This is a genomic window from Kitasatospora sp. NPDC094015 (assembly GCF_040304075.1).
GTDB lineage: Bacteria > Actinomycetota > Actinomycetes > Streptomycetales > Streptomycetaceae > Kitasatospora.
Window position 1 is genome coordinate 15,994 of the sequence record NZ_JBEOUL010000008.1, and the last position, 19,326, is coordinate 35,319.

13 protein-coding genes are annotated in these 19,326 nt (G+C 75.6%); 4 read left to right on the forward strand and 9 right to left on the reverse strand.

The annotated features are described in order from the left end of the window. The 4 genes from ABT014_RS12550 to helR all read right to left on the reverse strand — a co-directional run bounded on the left by ABT014_RS12550 (nt 1) and on the right by helR (nt 5,507). Nucleotides 1-918: a hypothetical protein gene (locus ABT014_RS12550; protein WP_350638678.1), complete on the reverse strand. Its 918-nt coding sequence runs from the start codon at nt 916-918 to the stop codon at nt 1-3. Between the two features lie 3 nt (nt 919-921). Continuing rightward, nucleotides 922-1,983: a 3-oxoacyl-ACP synthase III family protein gene (locus ABT014_RS12555; protein ID WP_350638679.1), complete on the reverse strand. Its 1,062-nt coding sequence runs from the start codon at nt 1,981-1,983 to the stop codon at nt 922-924. 288 nt (nt 1,984-2,271) lie between these two features. After that, nucleotides 2,272-3,111, reverse strand: a complete 840-nt coding sequence (locus tag ABT014_RS12560) for a hypothetical protein (RefSeq protein WP_350638680.1) — start codon at nt 3,109-3,111, stop codon at nt 2,272-2,274. Between the two features lie 245 nt (nt 3,112-3,356). Continuing rightward, complete coding sequence (helR, locus tag ABT014_RS12565) at nt 3,357-5,507, reverse strand: RNA polymerase recycling motor ATPase HelR (protein WP_350638922.1); 2,151 nt, start codon at nt 5,505-5,507, stop codon at nt 3,357-3,359. 369 nt (nt 5,508-5,876) lie between these two features. On the opposite strand from helR, the gene ABT014_RS12570 reads away from it, so the two are divergent. The 3 genes from ABT014_RS12570 to ABT014_RS12580 are packed head-to-tail and all read left to right on the forward strand — an operon-like array spanning nt 5,877 to nt 10,702. Further along, nucleotides 5,877-7,250, forward strand: coding sequence for an ATP-grasp domain-containing protein (locus tag ABT014_RS12570; protein WP_350638681.1), 1,374 nt, complete (start codon nt 5,877-5,879; stop codon nt 7,248-7,250). Beyond that, entirely contained in the window at nt 7,247-9,283 is a 2,037-nt protein-coding gene (locus ABT014_RS12575) for a PEP/pyruvate-binding domain-containing protein (protein ID WP_350638682.1), read from the forward strand. Before ABT014_RS12570 ends, ABT014_RS12575 begins: the two co-directional genes overlap by 4 nt. A gap of 54 nt (nt 9,284-9,337) precedes the next feature. Then, the gene (locus ABT014_RS12580; RefSeq protein WP_350638683.1) at nt 9,338-10,702 is read left to right on the forward strand and encodes an MFS transporter; all 1,365 of its coding nucleotides are present in this window, start codon (nt 9,338-9,340) and stop codon (nt 10,700-10,702) included. On the opposite strand, the gene ABT014_RS12585 is transcribed toward ABT014_RS12580, so the two are convergent. The 5 genes from ABT014_RS12585 to ABT014_RS12605 form a co-directional block, all read right to left on the reverse strand. Further along, entirely contained in the window at nt 10,693-11,769 is a 1,077-nt protein-coding gene (locus ABT014_RS12585) for a PAS domain-containing protein (protein ID WP_350638684.1), read from the reverse strand. The genes ABT014_RS12580 and ABT014_RS12585 overlap by 10 nt on opposite strands. Nucleotides 11,770-11,895: 126 nt before the next feature. Further along, a complete protein-coding gene (locus ABT014_RS12590) occupies nt 11,896-13,494 on the reverse strand; it encodes a phytoene desaturase family protein (RefSeq protein ID WP_350638685.1) in 1,599 nt (532 codons plus the stop codon). 79 nt (nt 13,495-13,573) lie between these two features. Continuing rightward, nucleotides 13,574-14,323, reverse strand: a complete 750-nt coding sequence (locus ABT014_RS12595; RefSeq protein ID WP_350638686.1) for an SDR family NAD(P)-dependent oxidoreductase — start codon at nt 14,321-14,323, stop codon at nt 13,574-13,576. Between the two features lie 254 nt (nt 14,324-14,577). Next, nucleotides 14,578-15,504, reverse strand: a complete 927-nt coding sequence (locus ABT014_RS12600) for a sporulation-delaying protein SdpB family protein (protein ID WP_350638687.1) — start codon at nt 15,502-15,504, stop codon at nt 14,578-14,580. Next, nucleotides 15,501-16,070: a hypothetical protein gene (locus ABT014_RS12605; RefSeq protein ID WP_350638688.1), complete on the reverse strand. Its 570-nt coding sequence runs from the start codon at nt 16,068-16,070 to the stop codon at nt 15,501-15,503. Before ABT014_RS12605 ends, ABT014_RS12600 begins: the two co-directional genes overlap by 4 nt. Nucleotides 16,071-16,215: 145 nt before the next feature. Between ABT014_RS12605 and ABT014_RS12610 the strand changes: the two genes are divergently transcribed. Next, the gene (locus ABT014_RS12610) at nt 16,216-19,314 is read left to right on the forward strand and encodes an AfsR/SARP family transcriptional regulator (protein ID WP_350638689.1); all 3,099 of its coding nucleotides are present in this window, start codon (nt 16,216-16,218) and stop codon (nt 19,312-19,314) included. Nucleotides 19,315-19,326 lie beyond the last annotated feature (12 nt).

Sequence of the window (19,326 nt, forward strand, 5' to 3'; positions counted from 1 at the left end):
TCACCGCGCCGGCGGACGGTAGGAGACGCAGGCCGCGCTCGGCCCGGCACCGGCCGCCACGAACAGCAGCTGGTCCACCTCGGCGGGCAGGCCCTCGCCCATCGCCTGGAGGTAGCCCAGGATCGGGGCGGCGGTGTGCGGCAGGCGCCCGTCGGGGCCGGGGGCCTCGGCGGCCGCCGCGGCGCTCGCGGGCAGGCCGAGCCGGGCGGCCAGGCGCTGGGCGAAGTCGGCGGTGGGCCGGGAGGTGACCAGCAGGGTGCGGTCCAGGTCGAGGCCTTCGGCGTGCGCGTACTCGGCGGCGGTGGCCGCCGCGAGGTCGAGCAGCTGGTCGGCGAAGCCGGTGTCGCGCCGGACGGTGATCCGGCCGCGGCCGCGGGCGCCCATCCCGGCCGTCGGCAGGTAGCCGGCGACGGCCGAGTCCTGGTCCGAGCCCGCGGTGCGGACCGGGCCGAACCCGCCCTCGTCCCCGGCCGAGCGCTCCAGCAGCAGGGCGGCGCCGAGGTCGGCGTACGGGTAGTCCGGGTCGAGCGCGGCCCGGCCGCCGGGGTGGACGTCGGCGGCGGTGATCAGGACCCGCTCGGTGGAGCCGGTGGCCAGCATCGCCTGGGCGACCTGGACGGCGTTCAGCACGCCGCAGGCCCCGTTCATCAGGTCGAAGGAGAACGCGGCCCCGGGCACCGGGTCGGCCAGGTAGTCGAGGTTGATGCCGACCTCCTTCTGCACCAGCGCGCCGACGGCGGGTTCGAAGGTGTTGTGCTCGCGGTACACGCCGACGTTGATCAGCAGGCCGACGGTGTCGGGCGACAGCCGGGCCTCGGCCAGGCACTCCAGGGAGGCGCGGCCGGCCAGCCGGACGGCGGTGGCCGGGCCGTCCGCGGGTGCGGTGGCGGTGGCGGCGGCCGTGATGACGGTGGTCATCGGTCAGACCCCCAGGTGGGTGATGGTGGCGGAGAGTGCGCCGGTGACGACCCCGGAGGCGGCCGGCACCAGCAGGTACCGGGCGCCGCGCCGGGCCGTACCGGCCTTGAGGTGGCGGTGCAGCACCAGGAAGTGCGAGGTGGACGCGGTGTTGCCGAACTCCTCGACCACCGAGAGCGATTCGGGCATCGGGGTGCCGAACTCGCGCTCGCCGGTGCGGTTCACGTAGTCGACGAACCGGGTGCCGACCTGGTGCTGGACCACGTAGTCGAAGCCCTCGTCGGCGAAGCCGCGCCCCAGTTTGGCGAGTTGGTCGCCGTGGAAGGCCGGCCACAGCCGTAGCCGGTCCTCCTTGTGCATCTGCTTGTTGTCGGTGTAGAGCGCGATGCCCTCGGTGCGGTCGCTGGGCATGCCGAGGCACAGGTGGGCGTACTCGGCGCAGGTCATCAGGTCCACGTAGTGGATCCGGTCGGCCTCGTCGACCGCGCGGTCCATGATCACGGCGGCCGCGGAGTCGCCGACCGAGAGCGAGGCGAACTGCGGGTCGTAGGAGTCGGAGATCTCGCGGGCGGCGGTCTCGGCGACCCGGGTCGCCTGCTCGCCGCTGACCACCAGGCCGTTGCGGACGGTGCCGGCGCGGATCATGCGGTCCAGCAGCTGGACGCCGGTCATCATGCCGGCGCAGGCGTTGGAGACGTCGAAGTGGATCGCCCGGTGCGCGCCGAGCTCCCGGGCCAGCCGGCCCGCGAAGGAGGGTTCGAAGGCGAAGTCGTCGCCGTCCCGGAACCGGGTGATCGAGGCCGAGACCACCAGGTCCAGGTCGCCCGCGCGGTAGCGGGAGTGGTCGAGCGCGTCCCGGGCGGCCTTGAGCGCCAGCCCGTAGGAGTCCTCGCCGGCCTCGGGCCGCCGGTCGTAGACCCGGCGCTCGGTGACGCCGGTGATCCGGGCCAGGTCCACGTCCGGTGCCCCCGTGACGGAGGCGACCAGGGCGGGCGTGCTGAGGACGGTGGGTGGCAGGTACGCGCCAAGGGCCTCGAAGCGACTGCCCCGTGCGTCGGAGGTCATTGTTCCTCTTTCAGGTGTTCGTCGGTCGGCGGGCTGCCCGCTCGCGCCGGACCGGTGGACGGACTCGCGCCGGGGCCCCCACGACGCCTGCTCCGGCTCCATCACTGGAGCCGTCGGCGAACGGGACCCTACGGCCGGTCATCTGGTCACAACTGCACGTTACCTGACAGTATGTTGCCGATGTGTGACCGGTGGTGATTCGTGACGATCGTCACGCACGCCGGGTGCCGGTCCGCTGACGCGGGGTCACCAGCGTGGCCACGGCGGCCCGGTGGCGCCGGGTGCCCGCTACGGGTGCTCGAACAGCTGGACCACGCCGCCGATCGAGAAGCACAGCGCGCCCAGCAGGGTGCCCCAGTTGGCGATGTCGACGTTGACCAGGCTGCCGGTCTCCGGGCGGGTGAACGCGGCCAGCGCGGAGACGAGGAAGAGCACCGACCCGAGCTGGTTGACCGCGACGATCCACCAGCCGAGGCTGCGCGCGTGCAGGCACGGCCGGCCGTGGCAGACCTCCACCACGGCGAGGTGCCCGGAGATCAGGAAGAGCAGGCAGCCCACCAGGTCGGGCGTCCAGATCAGCCGGTTGACCTGCTGGGTGGTGAGCCCCTGGAGGAAGGAGTCCAGCAGGTTGACCCCGAACACCAGGGTGCCGAGGAAGAGCACGAAGGTGCTCAACCAGTCGATCCGCACCGGCTCGTAGCTCCACCACCGCCACCGGGGAGGCGCCAGATCGCCGGAGCCGGCCGAGCGTCGGGGCGCGTTGATCGCCTGGAGCAGCGAGACGTAGCCGCCGGTGTTGAAGCACAGGCCACCGGCGAAGTAGACCGAGGCGATCGTGGTCGGCCCGGCCGAACCGAACTGGGCGAGCCCGGCGCCGAGCGCGAACAACGCACCGCCGAGCACGAACGCCACCGCCGCCACCGCGTTCAGCCGGGCCAGCCGGCGCAGCACCGTCCGATCGGCGCTGCGCGGCGCCTGCTCCGCGCCGCCCTCGGCCCGCACCCGCAGCGCCCCGCGCTTGCGGGCGAGCCGGGACTCCCAGACCGCCGCGCCGCCCTCGGCGAGCCGCCAGGTGACCCTGGTGACGAACGGCCCGGCGCCTTCCGCACGCTCCTCGGATCGCTGCACGGGGCCGAGCCTAGGCCTTCTCCTTCGGGTCTTGTCGGATCGGCGCGCGGCGTTGGGGGCCCGGCTGGGCGTGCCGGCGGAACGCCCTCGTGCTGGGTGCACTTGGGCGTTTCGCCGGTGCGTCCAGCCGGGATGCCCAGCGTCGTACGCCCGGCAAGACCCGAAGGAGAGGGCCTAGCCCCGCGGGCGGGCCGTTCCGCGGTACGAAACGGCCCGGCTGCGCCGTGGTGCGCCGCCGTCCCCGGTCAGCCGGTGAGGACGGTGAGCTGGCGGGTCGCCCTGGTCATCGCCACGTAGCGGTCCACCGCCCCCGCGACGCCGTCGCCGAAGGAGTCCGGGTCGACCAGCACCACCAGGTCGAACTCCAGCCCCTTGGCGAGGGCCGGGGTGAGCGAGCCGACCCGCGGCGTCGCCGGGAAGCCGGGGTCGCCGATCACGCACGCGGTGCCGTCGGCGTGCTCCGCCAGCCAGTCGGCGACGATCCGCGGCAGGTCCGCCCTGGCGCCGTAGTGCACCGGGACGCCGCTGCGGCGGATCGAGGTCGGCACGTTGGCGTCCGGCAGCGCGGCCCGCACGATGGGCTCGGCCACCGCCATCACCTCTTCCGGGGTGCGGTAGTTGACGGTCAGCGAGGCCAGCTCGATCCGGTCGAACCCGACCCGTTCGAGCCGTTCCCGCCAGGACTCGGTGAAGCCGTGCCGGGCCTGGGCGCGGTCACCGACGATGGTGAAGCTCCGGGACGGGCAGCGCAGCAGCAGCATCTGCCACTCGGCGTCGGTCAGCTCCTGGGCCTCGTCCACCACGACGTGCGCGAACGGGCCGGCCAGCCGGTCCGGGTCGGCCTGCGCCAGCGCGCCCTCGTCGTCCAGGGATTCCCGCAGGTCCCGCCCGTGCAGCATGGTCACGGCGCCCTCGCCGTCGTCGTCGGCCCGGAGCAGGCCCTCGATCACGTCGGCCATCCGGGCGCGTTCGGCGGCGACCGCGGCCTCGTTGCGGCGCGCCCGCCGGGCCGCCCCGGCGTCGCCGAGCCGCTGCCGGGCGGCGTCCAGCAGCGGCAGGTCCGGCACCGTCCAGGCCGCACCCTCCGGGCGCCGCAGCGCGCGCACCTCCTCGGGGGAGAGCCACGGGGCGCACCGCCGCAGGTAGGCGGGGACGGACCAGAGGTCGGCGACCAGGTCGGTCGGCTCCAGCATCGGCCAGGCCCGGTTCAGCGCGCCGACCAGCTCCCGGTTGCCCGCCAGCGACCTGCGCAGCTGCTCGGGCGGGGCCTCGCCGCCGTCCTTCGCCACCAGCAGCTCGATCAGCTCCTCCCGGATCCGCTCGCGCGCCTCGTTGTGCGGGACGCCCGGCTCCGCCGCGTCGAAGGCCGCCGCCCAGTCCTCGGGGCCCAGCCACAGGTCGGACCAGGGCGTCTCGACCGTCATCCCCTCGGCCGGCGGCTCCTCGTACAGCCGGACGGCCGGCTCGATCGCCCGCACCATGCCGGCCGAGGACTTCAGCCGGGCCACCTCCGGGTCGGGCTCGCCCACCGCCGCGGCGCCCTCCGCGACCAGGTCGCGCAGGGTGCAGGTGCGCACGCCCTCCTCGCCGAGGCTCGGCAGCACGTCGGCGACGTACGCCAGGTAGGGCTGGTGCGGGCCGACGAACAGCACGCCGCCGCGCCGGTGACCGAGGCGGGGGTCGGCGTGCAGCAGGTAGGCGGAGCGGTGCAGCGCCACCACGGTCTTCCCGGTGCCCGGCCCGCCGTCGACCACCAGGGCGCCGCGGGAGCCGGCCCGGACGACCGCGTCCTGGTCGGCCTGGATGGTGCCGAGCACGTCGCGCATCCGCGGCGAGCGGCTGCTGCCCAGGCTGGCGATGAACGCGGACTGGTCGTCCAGCGCGGCCCGGTGCCCGGCGAAGCCGTCCGCGGTGAACACCTCGTCCCAGTAGTCGCCGACCCGGCCCCGGTGCCAGCGGTACCGGCGGCGGCTGGCCAGGCCCATCGGGTGGGCGTGGGTGGCCGCGAAGAACGGTTCGGCGGCGGGGGAGCGCCAGTCCACCAGCAGGCGGCGGCCCGCGCCGTCGGTCAGGCCGAGCCGTCCGATGTAGAGCGGCCCGTCGGCGCCGGTGCCGACGATCCGGCCCAGGCACAGGTCCAGGCCGAAGCGGCGCAGGGCGCGCAGCCGGGCGGACAGCCGGTGCACCTCCGCGTCGCGGTCCATCGCCGCCCGCCCGGCGCCGCCCGGCGCCCTGAGGGTGGCGTCCAGCTGCGCCGAGAGTTCGGCGACGGTCGCCCGCAGGCTCTCGGCGACGGCCGCGAAGTGGAGTTCGTCGGCGGCGATCAGTGCCGGGTCGGCCTTGGGGGAGAGGCGCTCGGGCAGGTCGAACGCACTGGTGGTCAAGGGCGCATGCACGTGCACGTCTCGGATCACTCGTTTCGGCAGATCGGGGCCGGTGGAAGAGCGATCCTCCACCACACCGGGGGCCTTGCCGCAAGCCCCCCGGTGCGCTATAAGTTGAGAGTGGCGAGAGGCGGGTTTCCCCTCTCGCCTTTGTCGTCTCCGCCCGCCGGTGTGACGTTCCGCCGGCCGTGCGCCGACGCACGAACCACGCCGAACGGTTGTTTGGCGTACGCCAAAGTGTGCGGGGCCCCTTCCGGGTGTTTCGTCACCCTCCGTCGTGATTCGGTTGCTTGGTCGGTACCTGACGGTCTGTCGGTTCCGTCCGGTACCACCCGACCGAGCCGCGGGCCCACCCGCCCGCCCGAAACGCCGAGGAGCGATGTGAGCGCGATCCTGTTCGTCCATGCCAGGGGCGGCCCGCCGCTGGAGTACGCGCTGCCCCGGATGGCCGCGCACGCCGAGGTCCACGTGCTGGCGCTGGCCCCGCTGCCCGACACCGGCGCCGAGGTCTGGCGGCCGCACTGCGCGTCGATCACCGAGGCGGAGCCGGTCGACGGCGCCGCCCTGGTCGACCTGATCGCCGCGCGGGCCGGGCTGGTCGCGGCCGAGGCGGTGCTGACCTTCTCCGAGTACGCGGTGGTCGCGGTCGCCCTGGCCTGCCGCCGGCTCGGCCTGGCCGGCGCGGGGGAGCAGGTGGCCGCCGCCCGCGACAAGCGGCTGATGCGGCGGATCTGGCGGGACGCCGGGGTGCCCGTGCCGGGCTTCGCGGAGATCCACCGGGCCGCCGACATCGACGCCGCCTTCGACCGGCTCACCCCGCCGCTGCTGCTCAAGGCGGCCTGGAGCGCCGGGTCCACCGCCCACCTCACCGTGCACGACCGCCGCCAGGCGGCCCGCGCCTGGCGGCTCGGCCGCGCCGTGATGGCGGCCTCCGCCGAGGACGGCTACGCCGAACTGCACTCCGCCGGCGCCGGGGTGAGCGACTTCCTGCTGGAGGAGATCGTCACCGCCGGCACCCTGGGCTGGTTCACCGGACCGGGCTGGGGCGACTACGTCAGCGTCGAGGGCATCGTCGCCGACGGCGTCTACCACCCGCTGTGCATCACCGGCCGGCTGCCGACCGTGCCGCCGTTCACCGAGCGGGCCAGCATCGCCCCGGTCGAGCTGCCCGAGCCGCTGCAGCGGCGGATCGAGCAGGCCTCCCGGGCCGCCGTGGACGCGCTCGGCCTGGAGACCTGCGCCACCCACACCGAGCTCAAGCTCGCCCCGGGCGGCGAGGGGACCTGGCTGATCGAGACCGCGGCCCGGTTCGGCGGCGTGCTGACCACCCGTCAGGCCGAGGAGGTGTTCGGCCTGGACATGATCGGGATGCTGACCCGCCAGCTGCTCGGCCGCCCGGTGGCCTACCCGCCCCGGATGCTCACCGAGGGCACCGGGGCGGCCGGTTCGCTGGTGATCCTCGCGGTGGACCGGGCCGGCGAGCCGTGGACCGACCTGCCGTGCTGGGACTTCGACGCGGTCGACTGGGCCGAACTGCTGGACCCGGGCTCGACGATCGAGCTCGTCCGCGAGCGCAGCCTGCCGCCCGGCACCCCGATGCCCGCCTACCTGGAGGCCGAGGGCGCCAACACGATGGCGGCGCTGTGCTTCCTCACCGCCCGGTCCGCGCCCGCCCTGCTGGCGGACTGCGCCCGGATCGTCGACGCCCTCCCGAAGGCCCTGACCGCCCACCTGATCCCAGGAGCAGCCCGGTGAACACCCAGCTCGGCACCGTCCCCGACCCCGGCACGGACACCTCGGCCACCGGCGCCCCCGACGGCGCGGTGATCGGCGCCCGGCTCACCCTGCCGCTGTTCGAGCGGCTCTGCGGGATGCTCGGCGGCCACCCCTACGTGAAGGTCGTCGTCGACCGCCAGCAGCACGAGTGGCACCTGCTCGACAGCGCCGTCCACCCCTTCCACGTCGACTACATCGCCACCCGGATCGCCGGCCTCACCATGGCCGAACTCGACGCCGACCTGGACGGGTTCAACCACGGCGTCTACCACGACCCGGAGCGCCGCTTCCTGCTCGGCGTGCTGTCCCTGCACACCGGCGGCCCGGACGCCGGGCACCCGCAGCCGTTCATGGTGCTGGAGACCACCGAGGCCGACACCATGGGCGCCGACCTGCTCACCGAGTTCCACCGCTTCGTCCGCGAGCACCTGGACGAGTCGCTGGCGCTGCTGACCAAGCCGGCCAACCACGCCCAGGAGCACGCCCTCGCCGCCGTGCCCGCCACCCTGGTGCCGCGCACCACCGGCGACGAGCTGTTCGCCGCCCGCCCGTTCGTCCCGCTCACCCTCGGCCACGCGGTCGGACGGCTGCGCGCCTTCGCCGGCCCGGAGGAGTACCGGGCGGCCCGGTCCGGCCTGGAGTGGTACGACATCCTGGCGATGCCGGTCGTCCCCGAGGACATCCCCCGGCTGGCCGGTCTGATCAACGACCGGCCCACCACCCCGCTCTCGCACACCAACATGCTGGCCGCGGGCTGGGGGATACCCAACGCGGTGCGCCACGAGGTGCTCGACCTGATCGCCGCGCAGGGCCTGGACGGCTGCTGGGTGCGCTACCGGGTGACCGCCGACGCGGCCACCCTGGAACGGGTCGAGGAGCCCGCCGACCTGCCCCGCCCCGGCTGGCACACCCAGCGGATCCGGATCGAGGCGCCCCGGGTGGAGGACGTGCCGATCGTGCCGCTCTCCCGGCTGCGCGCCGCCGACCGCCGCGGCTACGGCACCAAGGCCGCCAACCTCGGCGAGCTGCACCACGTGCTGCGCCACGGTTCGGGCCGGCTGACCGGCTACTACGCCGTCCCCAGGCCGCCGCGCGCCGACCTGCTGGGCCACCTGGCGGGCCGGCTGGGCGCGCCGGAGGGCGCCGACCTGGTGGAGGCGGCCGGCGAGTTCCTGGCCCGGCACGTCAGCGCGCCGGAGGGGATCGCGGTGCCGTTCGCCGTCCAGCAGCGCTTCCTGGACTCCTCCCGCGCCCTCCAACAGGGCATCGGGAAGCTGAAGATGGCGCTGGAGCTCGGCGCCATGGACGCCGTCGACCCGGTCTGCGTCCAGCTCCAGCAGCTGGTGGCGGCCACCCCCGTCCCCGAGGACCTGGTGCGCGCGCTGGACGCCCACGTGGTGCGCCACCTGGCCGGGGCCGACCGCCTCGCGGTGCGCTCCTCCTCCAACGCCGAGGACCTGCCGGGCTTCTCGGCGGCCGGGGTCTACGAGTCGCACACCAAGGTCACCGACCTGCCCGGTCTGCTCGACGCGATCCGGCAGGTCTGGGCCTCGCTGCTGTCGCCGCGCAGCGTCCGGCTGCGCCACGAGGCCGGCATCGCGCTCGACGACACCTTCATGGGCGTGATCGTCCAGCGCTACGAGCCCTCCCCGCTCGGCGGGGTGATGGTCACCTGCAACCCCACCAACCGGGCCGACTTCCGCAACGTCTACCTCAACTGCGCCCCCGCTTCGGCCGGTTCGGCCGAAGCGGTGGTCGACGGCACCGCGCTGCCGCTCCAGTACCTGTACAACACCGTGGAGGGCGGCGGCCGCACCGTCTCGCTCGGCGCCGCCGAGCAGGACCTCGACCGGGCGACCAGGACGCAGCTCGGCCGGCTGGCGCTGGCCGGCCGCCTGCTCCAGTCGCACTTCGCCACCGACTACACCTTCGCGGCCCCGCTGGACGTCGAGTGGCTGCTCGGCCCGGGCGGCCGGGTGCACCTGCTGCAACTGCGCCCGTACAACGGCTGATCGCGCCCGATCGCCGGCCGAGCCCGCCCACCCACACCCCCCCGACGAGGAGTCATGCCGCCGTCCCTGCTCGCCCGTGTCCGCCGCACCCCCCGCGGCCTGCCCGCGCCGCCCGCCGTCCGCCGGGTGATCCGGCTGAACAACGGCTTCCAGCTGCTGTTCAACCTGCTGTGGTGGCTGCCGGTGTTCTACCAGTACCAGCGCGAGGCCGGTCTGAGCGACGGCCAGATCTTCGGCATCCAGAGCGTCTACTACGTGGCGTTCTGCCTGCTGGAGATCCCCACCGGCTTCGTCGCCGACCGGATCGGCGGACGCCGCTGCCTCCAGCTCGGCGCCGCGGTGATGACCGGCGCCAACCTGCTGCCGGTCGCGCTGCCCTCGGCCACCGGCTTCCTGCTGCACTTCCTGGCGATCGCGGCGGCCCGCTCGCTGGTGTCCGGGGCGTCCAGCGCCTACCTCTACGACTACCTGCACGCGCAGGGCGCCGGCGCGCACTACGTGCAGGCCGAGGGCACCGCGCGGGCGCTCGGGCTCTGGGCGAAGATCGCCTGCTGGCCGCTGGTCGGCGTGCTGATGGGCTTCCAGCACCAGGCGCCCTACCTGCTGACGGCCGCCTGCACGCTCGGCTCGCTGGCCTGCGCCAGTGCGCTGCCGGCGCTGCCCGCCGGGCCCACCGGGGCCACCGGGGCCGGCCGGGCCGGCGCGGGGCGGCCGGCCGGCGGGTACCTGGACTCCGCCCGCCACGCGCTGGCGGTGCTGCGCACCTCGCGCTCGCTCGGGCCGCTGATGGTGCAGGGCGTGGCGATCTTCACGCTGGCGCGGATCTGCCAGGTCAACCTGTTCCAGCCACTGCTGCTCGCCAAGGCGGTGCCGCTGGCGGAGCACGGCGCCGTGCTGTCCGCGATGACGGTCGCCGAGGCGGTCGGCTCCGCCCGGCCGGGCTGGGTGCGGGCCCGGCTGTCCGACACCGCCGCGGTGACGGTGCTGAGCGTGGTGATGGCGCTGTCGCTGGCCGCCACCAGCCTGTCCGGCGCCCTGGCGACGGTCGGCTGGCTGTGCGTGTTCGCCGCCGCCACCGGCCTCGCCTATCCCGTCCAGCGCAACCTGATCAACGCGGCGATCCCGGCCACGCCGTACCGGGCGACCCTGCTCTCGCTGGAGTCGATCATCGACCGCGGGGTGTGCGCGCTGGTCGCGCTGGCGGTCGGCGGCTACCTGGCGGCGGGCCGGCTGGACGCGCTGCTGGTGCACGCGGCGCTCGGCACCGGCGTGCTGCTGGCCGTGGTCGCGCTCGCCCTGCGCCGGGCCCGACGCGGCGCCGGACCGGCCCCGCAGAAGACAGCGGCCCCGCAGGAGACCCCGGCACCAGCAGCGGCCACACCGGCAGCGGCCCCGCGCGCGCCCGCCGATCAGCAGTGAAGGACGCCGGCGGTCGCCCGGGGCGGCCAGGCGGTCGCGTCCAGGATCCCCAGCGCGTAGGCCCGGGCCACCATCTCCGGACGCGAGGCCGCGCGCAGCAACTCCCTTAGGCGGCGCAGGTGGTAGTCGAGTGCCTGACGGGACAGGCCGAGCAGTGCGGCCATCCCGCTGTTGGGTTCCCCGCCGGCCATCAGGGTGAGCACCCGCAGCTGGAGCGGGCTGACCCGGACGGCCCGCGGGCTCGGCGCGCCGAGCGGGGTGAGCACGGCCACCACCCGGTCGGTGACCCCGTGCGCGCGGACCGCCGCGAGGTCGGCCCGCAGCAGCCGGCCGCCGTCGGCCACCCGTAAGCGCACCACCGTGCTGGCCCGTGAGGTCCGGCCGGCGAGCAGGTCCTGCCAGTGCCGGGCGGTCGGCCCCGGGTCGGTGGCCGGGTCCAGGTGGTCCAGCGCGGCCGACCCCTCCAGCTCGCTCCGGGCGGCGCCGAGCAGCTGCACGGCGCCGCCGCTGGCGCGTTCCACCCGGCCGTCCGGGGTCAGCGTGACCACCGCGAGCCCGGTCCGCTCCCGCAGCGCGTGCATCTCCTCGTCCGCGGCGGCCTTCTCCTCCAGGGCCCGGGTGTGGCTGGTGACGTCCGAGTAGATGCCGCCGACGCAGGGGCCGCCGCTGCTGTCCAGGACGAAGCGGTGGCCGACCACCTGGCCGGGCGTGCCGTCGGGGTGCCGGAACTCCAAGGTGTGCCGGACCGGCCGGCGGGAGGCCAGCACGTCTTGGTCCAGCGCGAGGAACTGCGCCGCGTCGGCCGGCCGGTCGATCTCCTCCACCCGCCGCCCGGCGACGGCCTGCGGATCCAGCTGGTACAGGTGCGCGTAGGCCGCGTTGACCCACAGGTAGCGGCCCTCGCGGTCCCGGACGAAGGCGGGCGCCGGCGCGTACGCGGCCAGCGTGGCGAACCAGCGCTGCGCCAGCGGGTCGCCGTCCGGCCACGGCTGAGCCGCCGTCAGTGCGTCCCGTAAGCCCGGCCGTTCGGAGGCCGCCTCGCCCGCTCGTCGCCAGCCACTGTCCATCCGCGTGCTCCTCCATCCGCCGCAGGCCGGTCCCGCTCCGGGGGCCCGCCAATGATCATGGACGAGGCGCCGGCCGAACCGGCGACCGGGGGTGGTGGGCTGCCCGTACGCACCCCGCCGCGGGCTCTACCGCCCGAGCACCGCCATCGCCGCGTTGTGGCCGGGGATGCCGCTGACCCCGCCGCCGCGCAGCGCCCCCGCCCCGCACAGCAGCACGTTCGGGCGGCCGGTGGCGACCCCCCAGCGGTCCGCGTCCGGATCGCCGTAGGGGAACCGCAGGTCGCGGTGGAAGATGTTGCCGCCGGGCAGGCCGAGTTCGTCCTCCAGGTCCGGCGGGCACTTCACCTCCAGGCACGGCCGCCCGTCACCGTCCACGGCCAGGCACTCGGTGAGCGGTTCGGCCAACTGCGCGTCCAGGGACGCCAGTACGCCGTCCAGCGCGGCTCGCCGGGCGGCGTCGCGGTCCCGGGCGAACAGCGCGGCCGGGGTGTGCAGGCCGAACAGGGTGAGCGTCTGGTACCCGCGGGCGGCCAGGTCGCCGCCCAGGATCGAGGGGTCGGTCAGCGAGTGGCAGTAGATCTCCGACGGCGCCGGCGCGGGCAGCGACCCGGTCGCGGCCTGCCGGTAGGCCCCCTCCAACTCGCGGTAGGACTCGGCGATGTGGAAGGTCCCGGCGAACGCCTCCCGCGGGTCCACCGAGGTGTCCCGCAGCCGGGGCAGCCGCCGCAGCAGCATGTTCACCTTCAGCTGGGCGCCCTGCGGGGCCGGCGCCGCCGGCTCCTCGCCGAGCAGCCGGGCCAGCGTGCTCGGGGCCGCGTTGCACAGCACCTTGCCGGCGCCGACCCGGTGCTCGACCCCGTCCACCCGGTAGGCCACCTCGGCGAGTTCGCCGCCCGGGTCGATCGCGGTCACCTCGCAGCCGGTCCGCAGCTCCGCGCCGGCCGCCACCGCGGCGTCCGCCAGCGCCGAGGTCAGCGCGCCCATCCCGCCGACCGGCACGTGCCAGCCGCCGTCCCCGCCGCCGATCACGTGGTAGAGGAAGCAGCGGTTCTGCGCCAGGTCGGGGTCGTGGGCGTGGGTGAAGGTGCCGATCAGGGCATCGGTCAGCACCACCCCGCGGACCAGGTCGTCCCGGAAGCGGCTCTCCACGGCCTCGCCGAGCGGCCGCTCGAACAGCATCTCCCAGGCTTCCTCGTCGTCCACCGTCCGGCGCAGCTCCGCCCGGCTCGGCAGCGGCTCGGTCAGCGAGGGGAAGACCCGCCGGGCGACCCGCTCGGTGCGGCCGTAGAACTCCCGCCAGGCGTCGAACTCCCGGTCCGAGCCGGTGAGCCGCCGGAACGACTCCGCGGTGCGCGCCCGGTCGCCGGTCACCAGCAGACCGGTCGCCCGCCCCGCGGCCAGCGTCGGCGTGTACGAGGACACCTCGCGCCGCCGCACCGCGAACCGCAGCCCCAGATCGGCCACCACCTTGCCGGGCAGCAGGCTGACCAGGTACGAGTACTGCGACAGCCGGGCCGGGACACCGGCGAAGGCCTCGGTGGAGACGGCGGCGCCGCCGGTGCGGCCGAGCCGCTCCAGCAGCAGCACGCTGCGCCCGGCGCGGGCCAGGTAGGCGGCCGCGACCAGGCCGTTGTGCCCGCCGCCCACGATCACGGCGTCGTACCTGGAGCGGGTGGGCCGGTGCGGCGCTCGTTCGGCCGCCGGGCCGTGGCTGGGTGGCTGCATGGACCCCAGTCGTACCAGAGCCGGCACCGCTTGGCCACGGTGCCGGAGCCCCCGCCGGGGCACCGGCACCGCCCGCCGGTCAGCCGCGGCCGAGCAGCGCCCCGCCGTTGATCTGGTAGATCTGGCCGGTCACGAACCCGGCCTCGGGCGAGGCGAGGTAGCGGGTCAGGGCCGCGATCTCGCTCGACTGCCCGGCCTTGCCGACCAGGGTCTGCGACACCCGCGCCGCGTGGCCGGCCGGGGTCATCCGCGGCCCGAAGAACTCGGTGTCCTCGACGAAACCCGGCGCGATGATGTTGGCCGTGATGCCCTGCGGCCCGAGCGCCGCGGCCTGCTCCGCGTTCCACGGGTGCAGCGCCGCCTTCGCCCCGCCGTAGGTCCCCGGGCCGCGCAGCGCCGCGATCGAGGAGAGCGTGACGATCCGGGCACCGGGCCGGGTGAGCTGCGGCAGCAGCGCCTCGGTCAGCAGCACCGCGGGCAGCACGTTGCCCTCGAAGTTCGCCCGCCACTGGGCCGCGTACCCGGCCAGCGTGTCGGGCTGGTCCAGCCCGTAGAACCCGCCCGCGTTGTTGACCAGGACGTCGACGGTGCGGCCGCCCTCGGCCAGCTGCGCCGCCACCTTCTCGATGTCCGCGACCTCGGTGAGGTCGGCCGTCCGCCAGGACACCCGCTCACCCGCCACCGCCGCGTTCACGGCCGCGGCCGCCTCCTCCAGCGTCGCCGCCCGCCGCCCGAGGATCAGGACGTCGTCGCCGGCCCCCGCGAAGGCCTCGGCGATCGCCCGGCCGATGCCGCTGCCGCCGCCGGACACCACCACCAGACGTGTCATGGCCGTACCTCCTCCTCTAGCAGGGCCCGATCGAGGGGCAGCCATCGCTGGCCTGCGACCGGTGCACCGGGTGCGCCGGTGCGGCCGGTTGGGACACGACGGTGAGTACGGCCACCGCCGCGACGAAGCATGCCACGAGCCATGCCGGCTTCATACCGCTCCTTCTCCTCGGACCGCGCCCCGCGGGCCGGTCCATCCGACGGCCGTTCACCCCTGTGGTGGGGGCCCGCGGTTGACCGCGGTCGGCCGGGCACTCAGTCTGCGGCCCGGTTACATCGGATGTGCATCGGACGCCACCGCGGCCCGAGCGGACCGATGTCGGCGCAGGCCAGCAGCACCAGCCCGACCATCGTCAGGGCGAAGCCCGGCAGCCCCATGCAGAGCGCGATCCCGCCGTGCAGCAGCACCGCCGCCGGTACGGCCGCGCGCCGCGGCCGCCCCGGCGCGAGCATGCAGCCGGCGATCCCCAGCTCCAGCACGATCACCGTCCAGGTCAGCGCCCGCACCGACCAGCCGTTCGCCAGCACCGGGTCCAGCAGCGGCCGCAGGGCCGGTGCCAGACCCCAGTAGTGGCTGTGCAGCCAGTAGTACAGCGCCGTGCCGTCCCGCCACAGCGGGTCCAGCAGCTTGGAGCCGGCCGCCTGGGCGTAGACGATCAGCACCTGGACCCGCAGCAGGAGCAGCGCGGCCCGGCCGGCCCCCCGCCAGGCCGGTACGGGCGGCCGCAGGCGACCGGTCCAGATCCAGCGCCGGGGATCACCCAGCAGCAGCGGTAGCAGCAGCAGGGTGCCGATCCGCGCCGCCATGTCCCCGGCGTCCGCGACCGCCATCGTGCCGGTGAGACCGAACGTCAGGTACCAGTGCAGCACGGCGGTCCAGCGCGGCAGCCAGCCGGAGATCACCAGCAGCAGACCGAGTACCGCGAGCACCCGGCGGGCGCCCGGGGCACCGCCGGGCGGCCCGAGGCACCAGAGCGTCAGCAGGCGTCCGCCGCCGCACCGCGGGCCGCCGGGGAACAGCTCCGCGTCCGAGGTGAACAGCAGGGTGAGCAGCTGCGCCAGCGCCAGCAGGGACCGGCCCACGCCCAGCAGCGGGCCCGCCGCGGGGTACCGGACCGGGGGCCGCCCGGCCGCGCGCAGCGGGCTCCCCGACGGCCGGGGCGGGGCCGGCGGGCGGCTCACGGGCAGCCCACCAGCAGCCGCGCGGCCCGGTCGATCCGCCGGCCGCCGCCCGGCCGGCCGCCCCACGGCTGCGGCGACTCGACGGTCAGCGCGATCTCCCCGCACAGCGTCGGGCGCGGCACCGGGCTGGCCACCTGCGGCACGGTCGGCCCCCACGGGCAGCCGTCCGGGGTGGCGGCCCCGCAGGCCAGCCAGTCCTGCGCCGGCACCAGGTCCGCGAGGGCGGCGATCTCGCCGATCTGGGCGCGCGGCCCGCGGTCCAGCCCCCAGCTGTTACGGGCCTGCGCGTGCGGGGTGAGCAGCGCGCTCGTCCAGCCGGACGGGGAGCGGCGGTAGGCGGCCAGCTCCGGGGCGGCGGCGCCGCCGTCGAACAGGTTCCACCCCTGCGGCCAGACCAGGGCCGCCGCGTCCCGCACCCGGGAGCCGGCCGCCGGCGCCCCCCAGTCGGCGGGCAGCTGCGCCAGCAGGGCCAGCACCAGCACCGCCCCCAGCAGCAACAGCGTCCGCCGGAAGCCCCGGGCCTCCTCGGCCCGCTCCCGCTCCGCCCGCCCGGCCTGCTCCGCCATCGCGCCGCGCCCTCCCCGCGGCCCGCGCACGCCGCCACCGTCCCAACTCCGCCCCGGAGTTCGCGAATCCGGAGCCGCTGTGACTGCTGATATATATGATCCGGGTCGTCCACCGCTATCCAAAGCCCGAAGGACGGTACATCTCGTGAGCAGCGAGGAATGGGAAATCGGGCTGCTGGGTCCGGTCCGGGTGCACGTCGGCGGACGGCAGCTGGACCTGAACGGCCCGCGGCAGGAGAAGTTACTCGCGATGCTGGTGCTCGGCGCCGACCGGGTCGTCCCGTTCGACACCCTGGTCGACGCCCTGTGGGACGACCGGCCGCCCGACACCGCCCGGCGCCAGGTGCACAACGCCATCGCCGCGCTGCGCCGTTCGCTCGGCCCGCTGCGCGGCTCGATCGTCACCGACGGCCGCGGCTACCTGGCCCGGATCCCGCGCGAGCGGGTCGACGTCTACCGCTACCTCGGCCTCGTGGAGGCTGCCGACCTGGCCCTCGCCGACGGCCGCCGCGAGGACGCCACCTCGGCGCTCGCCCAGGGCCTCGCCCTGTGGGAGGGCCCCGCGCTGTCCGGCCTGGACGGCCGCGCGGTGCGGATCGCCGCCACCCGCCTGGACGAGCAGCGACTCACCTCCATGGAGCGGCTGTTCGAGCTCCGGATGGACACCGACGAGCCGGCCGAACTCATCCCCGCCCTCGCCGGCCTGGTCGCCGCCCACCCGCTGCGCGACCCGTTCCGCCGCCAGCTGATGCTGGCCCTCTACCGGGCCGGCCGCCAGGCCGACGCGCTGGAGGCCTACGAGCAGGGCCGGGCCCTGCTGGCCACCGACCTCGGCCTGGACACCCGGGCCGAACTGCGCCGCCTGCACGGCCAGATCCTGCGCTGCGACCCGGCCCTGGACCGCCCGACCGCCCCGGCCCCCGAGGCCGCGCCCGCCCCACCCGCCGGGCCCGCGGAGCCGGCCACCCGGATCGACAGCAGCGCCTTCCGCACCCAGCAGCGCCGCTTCCTGCCGTACGACATCACCGACTTCACCGGGCGCGGCGACGAGTTCGGCCGCCTGGTCGCGCTCGCCGACTCCGCCGAGAGCTCCACCCTGGTCGTCACCGCCGTCGACGGCATGGCCGGCATCGGCAAGACCACCCTCGCGGTGCGCGCCGCGCACGCCCTGGCCGACCGCTACCCGGACGGCCAGCTCTTCATCGACCTGCACGGCCACACCCCCGGGCAGGACCCGATCGCCCCGGCCACCGCGCTCGACCGCCTGCTGCGCTACGTCGGCGTCAGCCCCGAGCGGATCCCCGACGGCGTCGACCAGCGCGCCGCCACCTGGCGCTCGGTGCTGGCCGACCAGCGGGTGCTGGTGGTCCTCGACAACGCGCTGGACGTCCGGCAGGTCCGCCCGCTGCTGCCCGGCGCCGGCCACGCACTGGTCATGATCACCAGCCGGCGAAGACTCGCGGCGCTGGACGGCGCCGTCAACCTGTCCCTGGAGGTGCTGGCCCCCGAGGACGCGGTCGACCTGTTCGTCCGGATCGCCGGCCGGGAGCGCACCGCCCCCGGCGAACGCGAGGCCATCGCCGACGTCGCCGCCCTCTGCGGCTGGCTGCCGCTGGCGATCCGGATCGCCGCCTCCCGGCTGCGCCACCGCCCCGCCTGGAGCGTCGCCCACCTCGCCGACCGGCTCCGCGACCGCCAGCGCAGGCTCGCCGAACTCGTCGCCGGCGACCGCAGCGTGGCCGCCGCCTTCGAGGTGTCCTACCTCCAGCTCGGCGAGCCGCAGCGCCGGCTCTTCCGGCTGCTCGGCCTGCACCCGGGCCACGACTTCGACGCGGTCACCGCCGCCGTCCTCAGCGGCTCCACCGTGGCCGAGGCGGAACCGCTGCTCGAGGAGCTCTTCGACACCCACCTGCTGAGCCAGCACACCGCCGGCCGCTACTACTTCCACGACCTCATCCACCAGTACGCCCTGGCCAGGGCCGAGCACGAGGAGCAGCCGCAGGGCCGGCTCGACGCGCTGCGCCGCCTGCGCGAGCACTACCTCAACCTGGCCCGCTGCGTGGCCGAGGTCTCCGACCCGGGCCGCCAGTCCGGCGCGGCCGGGGAGGCCACCGGTGCGATCCCGGGGCTGCGCACGGTTGCCGACGCGGCCGAGATGCTGGCCGCCGAACGGGCCAACATCACGGCGGTGCTGGCCCACGCCTGGAGCGGCGAGGACCTGGAGCGGATCTGGCGCCTCGCGGTCGCGGTCGGCCCGCTGCTGGTCCGCAACGGCTTCGCCGAGGACGCCCTGACCGGCTACCAGCACGCGCTGGCCGCCACCCGCACCGCCGGCGACGAGGAGGGCCGGGCCGAGGTGCAGATCAACCTCGCGCTCGCCCACCGCGCCCTCGGCCGCTACGACCTGGCGGTCCGTACGCTGCGCAGCGCGCTGCTGCTGTGCCGGGCCACCGGCAACCGGTACGGCGAGGCCCGGACGCTCTGGACCCTCGGCCACGTCGGCCTGCTGCGCGGGGACTACCCCGAGGTGCTGGACCGCTACCGGGCGGCGCTGGAGATCTTCGAGCAGCTCGGCTCGGCGCGCGACCAGGCCGCGGTCCTCGGCAACATCGGGGTGGTGCACGGCTACCTGGCCGACTACCCGAGGGCGCTGGAGTACCACCGGCTCGCACTGGCGCTGAGCCGCAGCCTGGACAACCCGTTCCGGGAGGCGGTCGACCTGGTCAACGTCGGCTGGGTGCACGCCCGGCTCGGCCACACCGACCAGGCCTGGACCTGCCTGGAGCAGGCGCTCGCCCGCACCCGGGAGCTCGGCGCCCGGGAGGTGGAGGCGCAGACCCGGTGGGCGTTCGGCGACCTGCTGCACTCCACCGGCGACCAGTCGGCGGCGCTCGGCTGGGCCCGGGAGGCGCTGGTCGCGGCCCGCGAGATCGGCAGCCGCGACCTGGAGAGCCAGACCCTCAACCTGATCGGGATGATCCACCGCAGCCGGCACGCGCCGGACGAGGCCCTGGACAGCCACCGGCGCGCCCTGCGGCTGGCGGCCGACCTCGGCCTGCGGTTCGAACAGGGCGTCGCCCACGAGGGCCTGGCCCGGCTGGCCGAGGACGCCGGCGACCCGGTGGCCGCGCTCGACCACACCGATCAGGCGCTGGCCCTGTTCGACCGGATCCACCCCGGCCGCGCGGCGGACCTGCGCCACCTGCGCGCCGGACTGCTGCCCCGGCTCCAGCCGGCCCGCTGAGCACTGTGCCCC